We start from the raw sequence: 8227 nt of genomic DNA on the forward strand, positions 1-8227 counted from the left end.
GATTTTCATTGAGTATTACCGTATTTTCTAGGGAAATCAAGTATGTTTCTAGTAAGCACTGTAAAGGTCTTGAAAAAGAAAGGAACTATCATGTCAGTATTAGAAATCAAAGATCTTCACGTTGAGATTGAAGGAAAAGAAATTTTAAAAGGGGTGAACCTGACCCTGAAAACAGGAGAAATTGCCGCTATCATGGGACCAAATGGTACAGGTAAATCGACTCTTTCTGCCGCTATCATGGGAAATCCAAACTATGAAGTAACCAAAGGTGAAGTTTTGTTTGATGGCGTAAACATCCTTGAGTTGGAAGTGGATGAGCGTGCGCGTATGGGACTTTTCCTTGCTATGCAATACCCATCTGAAATTCCTGGTATTACTAACGCTGAGTTTCTTCGTGCCGCTATGAATGCTGGTAAAGAAGATGATGAGAAGATTTCAGTTCGTGAGTTTATTACTAAGCTAGATGAAAAAATGGAATTGCTCAACATGAAAGAAGAAATGGCAGAGCGTTACCTCAACGAAGGTTTCTCTGGTGGTGAGAAAAAACGTAATGAAATTCTTCAACTTTTGATGTTGGAACCAACTTTTGCCCTTTTGGATGAGATTGACTCTGGTCTTGATATTGACGCTCTTAAAGTCGTATCGAAAGGTGTCAATGCCATGCGTGGTGAAGGCTTTGGTGCTATGATCATCACTCACTACCAACGTCTTTTGAACTATATCACACCAGACGTGGTACATGTCATGATGGAGGGGCGTGTTGCCCTTTCTGGTGGTCCAGAATTGGCTGCGCGTTTGGAACGTGAAGGATACGCAAAACTAGCTGAAGAACTTGGCTATGACTACAAGGAAGAATTGTAATTCCCTCGTATCTTTTAGGAGAAGTAAATGACTAAAGAGAATATTAAACTTTTTTCAGAAATGCACGCTGAACCAAGCTGGTTGGCTGACCTCCGTCAAAAAGCTTTTGATAAGATTGAGAGTTTGGAATTACCAGTTATTGAGCGTGTCAAATTTCACCGTTGGAATCTGGGAGATGGAACCATCACAGAAAGTGAACCTTCAGCAAATGTTCCTGACTTCACGGCTCTAGATAATCACTTGAAGTTGATGCAAGTAGGAACGCAGACTGTTTTTGAACAAACTCCAGTTGAATTGGCTGAACAAGGAGTAGTCTTTACAGACTTCCACTCAGCTTTAGAAGAAATTCCAGAACTTATCGAGGAATTCTTCATGTCATCTGTCAAGTATGACGATGATAAGTTGGCAGCCTACCATACAGCTTATTTCAATAGTGGTGCTGTTCTCTATATTCCTGATAACGTGGAAATTGCTGAACCAATCGAAGGGATTTTCTATCAAGACAGCGATAGCGATGTGCCGTTTAACAAGCATATTATGATTATCGCTGGTAAAAATTCTAAGATTAGTTATCTGGAGCGTTTAGAGTCACGCGGTGAAGGAAGTGCCAAAGCAACTGCTAATATCACAGTAGAAGTCATTGCACGTTCTGGTGCTCAAGTCAAGTTTGCGGCTATCGACCGTCTAGGTGAAAACGTTACTGCCTATATTAGCCGTCGTGGTAAATTAGGCAACGATGCAAGTATTGACTGGGCAATCGGTGTCATGAACGAAGGAAGTGTCGTTGCAGACTTTGATAGTGACTTGCTTGGTAACGGTAGCCATGCTGACCTGAAAGTTGTAGCTCTTTCAAGTGGTCGTCAGGTACAAGGGATTGATACCCGAGTAACGAACTATGGCTGCAACTCAATCGGAAATATCCTCCAACATGGGGTTATCCTTGAAAAAGCCACTTTGACTTTCAATGGTATCGGCCACATCATCAAGGGTGCTAAGGGAGCAGATGCCCAACAAGAGAGCCGTGTGCTCATGCTTTCAGACCAAGCGCGTTCAGATGCCAATCCAATTCTTTTGATTGATGAAAATGACGTAACTGCAGGACACGCAGCCTCTATTGGTCAGGTAGATCCAGAAGACATGTACTACCTCATGAGCCGAGGCTTGGACAAGGCAACTGCAGAACGCTTGGTTGTCCGTGGTTTCCTTGGATCTGTTATCGTGGAGATTCCAGTCAAGGAAGTTCGTGATGAAATGATTGCGACTATCGAAGAAAAATTGTCAAAACGCTAAGGGGGAGCCTATGTTAGATGTAGAAGCGATTCGCAAGGATTTTCCAATTTTAGACCAGATTGTCAACGATGAACCGTTGGTCTATCTGGACAATGCTGCGACGACACAAAAACCACTAGCAGTACTGGAAACAATCAACCGCTACTATGAGAACGACAATGCCAATGTTCACCGTGGTGTTCATACCTTGGCAGAAAGGGCGACAGCTTCTTATGAGGTGGCTCGTGAAACCATTCGTAAGTTTATCAATGCAGACTCTACAAAGGAAGTTCTCTTTACCAGAGGAACGACAACCAGTCTGAACTGGGTAGCGCGTTATGCTGAGGAAGTCTTGACTGAGGGAGACCAGGTCTTGATTTCAGTAATGGAACACCATTCTAATATCATTCCATGGCAGGAAGCTTGTCGAAAGACTGGGGCAGAGCTTGTCTATGTCTATCTTAAAGATGGTGCCTTGGATATGGAGGATTTGCGAGCTAAATTGACTGATAAGGTTAAATTTGTTTCCCTAGCTCATGCCTCCAATGTTCTTGGTGTGGTCAATCCGATAAAGGAAATCACTCAATTAGCCCACCAAATTGGGGCAATCATGGTAGTGGATGGTGCTCAATCTACACCTCATATGAAGATTGATGTCCAGGACTTGGATGTGGACTTCTTCGCCTTTTCGGGTCACAAGATGGCTGGTCCGACTGGTATCGGTGTCCTTTACGGCAAAGAAAAGTATCTTGAGCAAATGTCTCCAATAGAATTTGGCGGCGAGATGATTGATTTCGTCTACGAACAATCGGCTAGTTGGAAGGAATTGCCTTGGAAATTCGAGGCTGGAACTCCTAACATGGCAGGTGCTATCGGACTGGCAGCAGCAGTGGATTATCTGGAAAAGATTGGTATGGATGCCATCGAAGCCCATGAACAGGAACTGATTGCATATGTCTATCCAAAATTACAGGCGATTGAAGGATTGACCATTTACGGTTCGCAGGACTTGGCTCAACGTTCAGGTGTCATTGCCTTTAACCTAGGCGACCTTCATCCGCACGACATCGCGACGGCTCTGGATTATGAAGGAGTTGCTGTTCGAGCAGGTCACCATTGTGCGCAACCCTTGCTCCAGTATTTGGAAGTTTCAGCAACAGCTCGTGCAAGTTTTTATATCTACAATACCAAGGCAGATTGCGACAAGCTAGTCGATTCCTTACAAAAGACAAAGGAGTTTTTCAATGGCACTTTCTAAACTAGATAGCCTTTATATGGCAGTGGTAGCGGACCATTCGAAAAATCCACATCACCAAGGGAAGTTGGAAGATGCTGAGCAAATCAGTCTCAACAATCCAACCTGTGGGGATGTTATCAATCTCTCTGTCAAGTTTGATGCAGAGGACCGTTTGGAAGATATCGCTTTTCTAAATTCAGGTTGTACCATCTCAACTGCCTCTGCAAGCATGATGACAGATGCAGTTTTAGGAAAAACCAAACAAGAAATTTTAGAACTTGCAACTATTTTTTCTGAAATGGTTCAAGGGCAAAAAGATGACAGACAAGATAGTCTTGGAGATGCAGCCTTCTTGTCAGGTGTTGCCAAATTCCCTCAACGAATCAAGTGTGCAACTCTAGCTTGGAATGCCCTGAAGAAAACAATTGAAAATCAATAAGACAAGTTTCTTTTGTCTTATGAATCAGTAGAAATGAAGAATGAAAGAAAGGATATTATGGCTGAAGAAAGAGTAGAACCAAAACCAATTGATCTTGGTGAATATAAATTTGGTTTCCATGATGATGTAGAGCCTGTCCTATCGACAGGAAAAGGATTGAATGAGGATGTCATTCGTGAACTATCAGCTGCCAAGGGAGAACCTGAGTGGATGTTAGAATTCCGTTTGAAGTCTTATGAAACCTTCAAAAAAATGCCCATGCAAACTTGGGGAGCAGACTTATCAGAGATTGATTTTGATGACTTAATCTACTACCAAAAACCATCTGATAAGCCAGCTCGTTCCTGGGATGAGGTTCCTGAAAAAATTAAAGAAACCTTTGAACGTATTGGGATTCCAGAAGCTGAACGTGCTTATCTTGCTGGAGCTTCTGCCCAGTATGAGTCCGAAGTAGTTTACCATAACATGAAGGAAGAATTTGAGAAGTTAGGTATTATCTTTACAGATACGGATTCTGCTCTCAAGGAATACCCAGATTTGTTTAAACAATACTTTGCTAAGTTGGTACCACCAACAGATAATAAGTTGGCTGCCCTCAATTCGGCAGTATGGTCAGGTGGAACCTTTATCTATGTACCAAAAGGGGTCAAAGTGGATATTCCACTTCAAACTTACTTCCGTATCAACAACGAAAATACAGGTCAGTTTGAACGTACCTTGATTATCGTTGATGAGGGAGCAAGTGTCCACTACGTTGAAGGGTGTACAGCGCCAACATATTCAAGTAACAGCTTGCATGCTGCCATTGTAGAAATCTTTTCCTTAAAAGGAGCTTATATGCGTTATACAACCATTCAAAACTGGTCTGACAACGTCTATAACTTGGTAACGAAACGTGCCAAAGCCTTGAAAGATGCGACTGTTGAGTGGATTGATGGAAACTTGGGTGCCAAAACAACCATGAAATACCCATCTGTTTGCCTAGATGGAGAAGGGGCGCGTGGTACTATGCTTTCTATTGCCTTTGCTAATGCAGGGCAACACCAGGACACTGGTGCCAAGATGATTCACAATGCTCCACATACCAGTTCGTCTATCGTGTCTAAATCCATCGCTAAAGGCGGAGGAAAGGTTGACTACCGTGGTCAAGTAACCTTTAACAAGAACTCTAAGAAATCTGTTTCTCACATTGAATGTGATACCATTATCATGGATGACTTGTCGGCATCAGATACTATTCCATTTAATGAAATCCACAACTCGCAAGTTGCTTTGGAACACGAAGCTAAGGTTTCTAAGATTTCAGAAGAACAATTGTATTACCTCATGAGTCGTGGATTGTCAGAATCAGAAGCGACAGAAATGATTGTTATGGGATTTGTGGAGCCCTTCACAAAAGAGCTTCCAATGGAGTATGCTGTTGAGCTGAACCGTTTGATTAGCTATGAGATGGAAGGGTCAGTTGGGTAAAATTTGATTTTAGATATACTCAAAATCAAGGACTTTGATACTATTCGAAAATCAAAGTGTAAACCACGTCAGCTTTATCTACAACCTCAAAGCGGTGCTTTGAGCAACCTACGGCTAGCTTCCTAGTTTACTCTTTGATTTTCATTGAGCATTAGATCTACTCAAAATCAAGAACTTTGAAGATGAATTTGTAATAAAAAAAATCGCGGTTTAAATCGCGATTTTTTTATAATTTCTCGTTAACAAAGCGGACAAACTGATTCCACCAAACTTTTAAGAAGAAGGCTTTTTCCATTTTCTTGTCTGCAACCATTTCGAAACTAGGGCGCTCTGTGGTGATGTAACCTTGACCAATCAAGTCCTTGTCTTCGTAAGTCAAATGGCCAACCACTGTTCCAGCTTCAAGTGGTGCTGGGATTGCTTTGGAATCAGGTGTGAATTGAATAGATTGAGAAGATTGATTCCCGACACGTTCAATTAGATAGATATCCTCTGGAGCCACTGCAGTGACCGTATCTTCTTTTCCATCTTGTACAGGGGCTTTGCTATCTTGATAGGCATCGCCTTGCTGAACGATTTTGCGAAGTGTAAATGTAGAAGAAATATAATCCATTAGGGAAGATGTAGCTGTAAAACGAGAGTAAGGATTATTGTCTTGATGATCTGCATTCAAAATAACAGTGATAACCCTCATGCCTTTTTCGACAGTAGTACCAACAAAAGACTCTCCAGCCTTATCTGTTGTTCCTGTTTTCAGTCCATCAAAACCACCACGGTAAGCAGGCATACCTTCTAACATGTAGTTGGTCGAAGTGATTGTCATTCCAGCAAAAGTAGAAGAAGGTTTTTTCGTGATTTCCAAGACTTGTGGGTATTTTTTGATGAGGTTACGGGCAACGATAGCGACATCATAAGCACTGAGCTTATTTTCATCATCTTTATTAGAACCTGGGTAAATGTTATCTCCGAGAGTTTCGTTGTTCAGACCAGTTGTATTGACAACAGTAGCATCTTTGATTCCCCATTCCAAGAGTTTTGCTCGCATCATATCAACGAAGTTTTTTTCTGAGCCAGCAATTTTCTCAGCTAGGGCAATAGCGGCGCTGTTGGCACTAGATACCAGAGTTGCTTCAAGCAACTCTTCGACAGTATAATTACGGGCCTCCATAGGAACATTACTGGCTTCAGAATTTGTCGTCAATTGATAAGGATAATCAGAAATATCTACAGGAGTGGAGAGGGTAATACTTCCCTTTTCCAAAGCTTCATAGACCAGATAAACAGTAATCAATTTTGTTATGGAAGCAATTTCGACAGGTTGCGTTGCATCCTTCTCATAGAGAATTTTACCAGTATTTGCCTCAACAGCAATGGCATGTTTTGCAGCAATGGTAAAATCTTGAGCAGCAACAGTAGAAGCACCTCCTAAAAGGGAGACAGTTAATAAAGTTAACAATATTTTTTTCATAGTAGTCTTATTCTATCATAAAGAAAAAAAATATTCTTGCTTTAATAATTCATCCGTTAAGCTTTTTGAAAATATGGTAAAATAGAGTGAGGGAGGTAACTCATGTTTCGTAGAAATAAATTATTTTTTTGGACCACAGAAATTTTACTCTTAACCATCATCTTTTACCTATGGAGACAGATGGGGTCTTTGATTAACCCTTTTGTTAGCGTGCTTAATACAATTATGATTCCATTTTTATTAGGGGGCTTTCTTTATTATTTGACAAACCCTATTGTTACTTTCTTAAATAAAGTCTGTAAACTCAATCGTTTACTTGGTATTTTAATTACCTTGTGTGCTTTGGTCTGGGGAATGGTCATAGGTGTTGTCTATCTCTTACCTATTTTGATTAATCAGTTATCTAGCTTGATTATATCTAGTCAAACTATTTATAGTCGAGTACAAGACTTAATCATAGACTTATCTAATTATCCTGCGCTCCAGAATTTGGATGTAGAAGCTACAATTCAGCAGTTAAACTTATCCTATGTTGATATTCTTCAAAAGATCCTAAATAGCGTATCAAATAGTGTGGGGAGCGTCTTGTCAGCTCTTATCAGTACTGTTTTGATTTTGATTATGACTCCAGTTTTTTTGGTTTATTTCTTATTAGATGGACATAAATTCTTGCCCATGCTTGAAAGAACGGTTCTAAAGAGGGATCGCTTGCATATTGCAGGCTTATTAAAGAATTTAAATGCGACGATTGCTCGCTATATTAGTGGAGTTTCGATTGACGCAATCATTATAGGTTGTTTAGCTTATATTGGCTATAGTATTATTGGTTTAAAATATGCTTTAGTTTTTGCTATTTTTTCTGGTGTAGCCAATTTAATTCCTTATGTGGGGCCAAGTATTGGTTTGATTCCTATGATTATTGCAAATATATTCACTGATCCCCATAGAATGCTGATTGCAGTGATTTATATGCTTGTTGTTCAGCAGGTAGATGGCAATATCTTATATCCTCGAATCGTAGGAAGTGTTATGAAGGTTCATCCAATCACGATTTTGGTTTTACTTTTGTTATCAAGCAATATCTATGGTGTAGTTGGAATGATTGTCGCAGTGCCAACCTATTCTATCTTAAAAGAAATTTCTAAGTTCTTATCCCGTTTGTATGAAAATCATAAAATAATGAAAGAACGAGAAAGAGAATTAGCTAAGTAAAAGTCAGGAGAACCCTGATTTTTCTTTACTGGAAGTGACCTTTAGATTAGAAGATTGAAAATAAGTTAAAGTCCTAAACTAATTTTCACAGCTAAGAATAGTAGAAGTTAATCTGATAAAAATCGAAAAAACCAGTGGAATTCCGTGTCAGGGTAAGTTCCACTGGTTTTCATAGTCTATTAAAGTTCGAATGAAACCTATTTATAGTAGATTGAAACTAGAATAGTACACCTCTAATTCTAAAACATTGTTAGAAATCGATTTGACTGTC

7 protein-coding genes are annotated in these 8227 nt (G+C 40.1%); 6 read left to right on the forward strand and 1 reads right to left on the reverse strand.

The annotated features are described in order from the left end of the window. The first annotated feature begins 90 nt into the window (after nucleotides 1-90). Genes sufC through sufB form a run of 5 tightly spaced genes read left to right on the forward strand, consistent with a single transcriptional unit; the run spans nucleotide 91 to nucleotide 5276 of the window. Nucleotides 91-861, forward strand: a complete 771-nt coding sequence (gene sufC / locus HT719_RS04670; RefSeq protein WP_172928403.1) for a Fe-S cluster assembly ATPase SufC — start codon at nucleotides 91-93, stop codon at nucleotides 859-861. A gap of 27 nt (nucleotides 862-888) precedes the next feature. Continuing rightward, entirely contained in the window at nucleotides 889-2151 is a 1263-nt protein-coding gene (sufD, locus tag HT719_RS04675) for a Fe-S cluster assembly protein SufD (RefSeq protein WP_172928405.1), read from the forward strand. Nucleotides 2152-2161: 10 nt separating this feature from the next. After that, nucleotides 2162-3388 carry a cysteine desulfurase gene (locus tag HT719_RS04680; protein WP_172928407.1) on the forward strand — a complete coding sequence of 409 codons (1227 nt, stop codon included), beginning with the start codon at nucleotides 2162-2164 and terminating at the stop codon, nucleotides 3386-3388. After that, nucleotides 3375-3806: a Fe-S cluster assembly sulfur transfer protein SufU gene (gene sufU, locus HT719_RS04685; protein ID WP_172928409.1), complete on the forward strand. Its 432-nt coding sequence runs from the start codon at nucleotides 3375-3377 to the stop codon at nucleotides 3804-3806. Before HT719_RS04680 ends, sufU begins: the two co-directional genes overlap by 14 nt. A 57-nt stretch (nucleotides 3807-3863) precedes the next feature. After that, nucleotides 3864-5276, forward strand: a complete 1413-nt coding sequence (gene sufB / locus HT719_RS04690; RefSeq protein ID WP_000797052.1) for a Fe-S cluster assembly protein SufB — start codon at nucleotides 3864-3866, stop codon at nucleotides 5274-5276. Nucleotides 5277-5502: 226 nt separating this feature from the next. On the opposite strand, the gene pbp3 is transcribed toward sufB, so the two are convergent. After that, nucleotides 5503-6744 (reverse strand): D-alanyl-D-alanine carboxypeptidase PBP3, encoded by a 1242-nt coding sequence (gene pbp3, locus HT719_RS04695; RefSeq protein ID WP_172928411.1) that lies wholly within the window; start codon nucleotides 6742-6744, stop codon nucleotides 5503-5505. Between the two features lie 102 nt (nucleotides 6745-6846). Between pbp3 and cozE the strand changes: the two genes are divergently transcribed. Beyond that, nucleotides 6847-7956 (forward strand): cell elongation protein CozE, encoded by a 1110-nt coding sequence (gene cozE / locus HT719_RS04700; RefSeq protein ID WP_023936171.1) that lies wholly within the window; start codon nucleotides 6847-6849, stop codon nucleotides 7954-7956. Nucleotides 7957-8227: the final 271 nt, after the last annotated feature.

This window comes from Streptococcus sp. k-378 (genome assembly GCF_013277505.1).
Taxonomy (GTDB): Bacteria; Bacillota; Bacilli; order Lactobacillales; family Streptococcaceae; genus Streptococcus; species Streptococcus pseudopneumoniae.

Excerpts from the sequence above, each read along its gene's own strand:
- sufC (WP_172928403.1), top strand. The coding sequence starts at position 91 with ATGTCAGTATTAGAAATCAAAGATCTTCACGTTGAGATTGAAGGAAAA.
- sufD (WP_172928405.1), top strand. The coding sequence starts at position 889 with ATGACTAAAGAGAATATTAAACTTTTTTCAGAAATGCACGCTGAACCA.
- HT719_RS04680 (WP_172928407.1), top strand. The coding sequence starts at position 2,162 with ATGTTAGATGTAGAAGCGATTCGCAAGGATTTTCCAATTTTAGACCAG.
- sufU (WP_172928409.1), top strand. The coding sequence starts at position 3,375 with ATGGCACTTTCTAAACTAGATAGCCTTTATATGGCAGTGGTAGCGGAC.
- sufB (WP_000797052.1), top strand. The coding sequence starts at position 3,864 with ATGGCTGAAGAAAGAGTAGAACCAAAACCAATTGATCTTGGTGAATAT.
- pbp3 (WP_172928411.1), bottom strand. The coding sequence starts at position 6,744 with ATGAAAAAAATATTGTTAACTTTATTAACTGTCTCCCTTTTAGGAGGT.
- cozE (WP_023936171.1), top strand. The coding sequence starts at position 6,847 with ATGTTTCGTAGAAATAAATTATTTTTTTGGACCACAGAAATTTTACTC.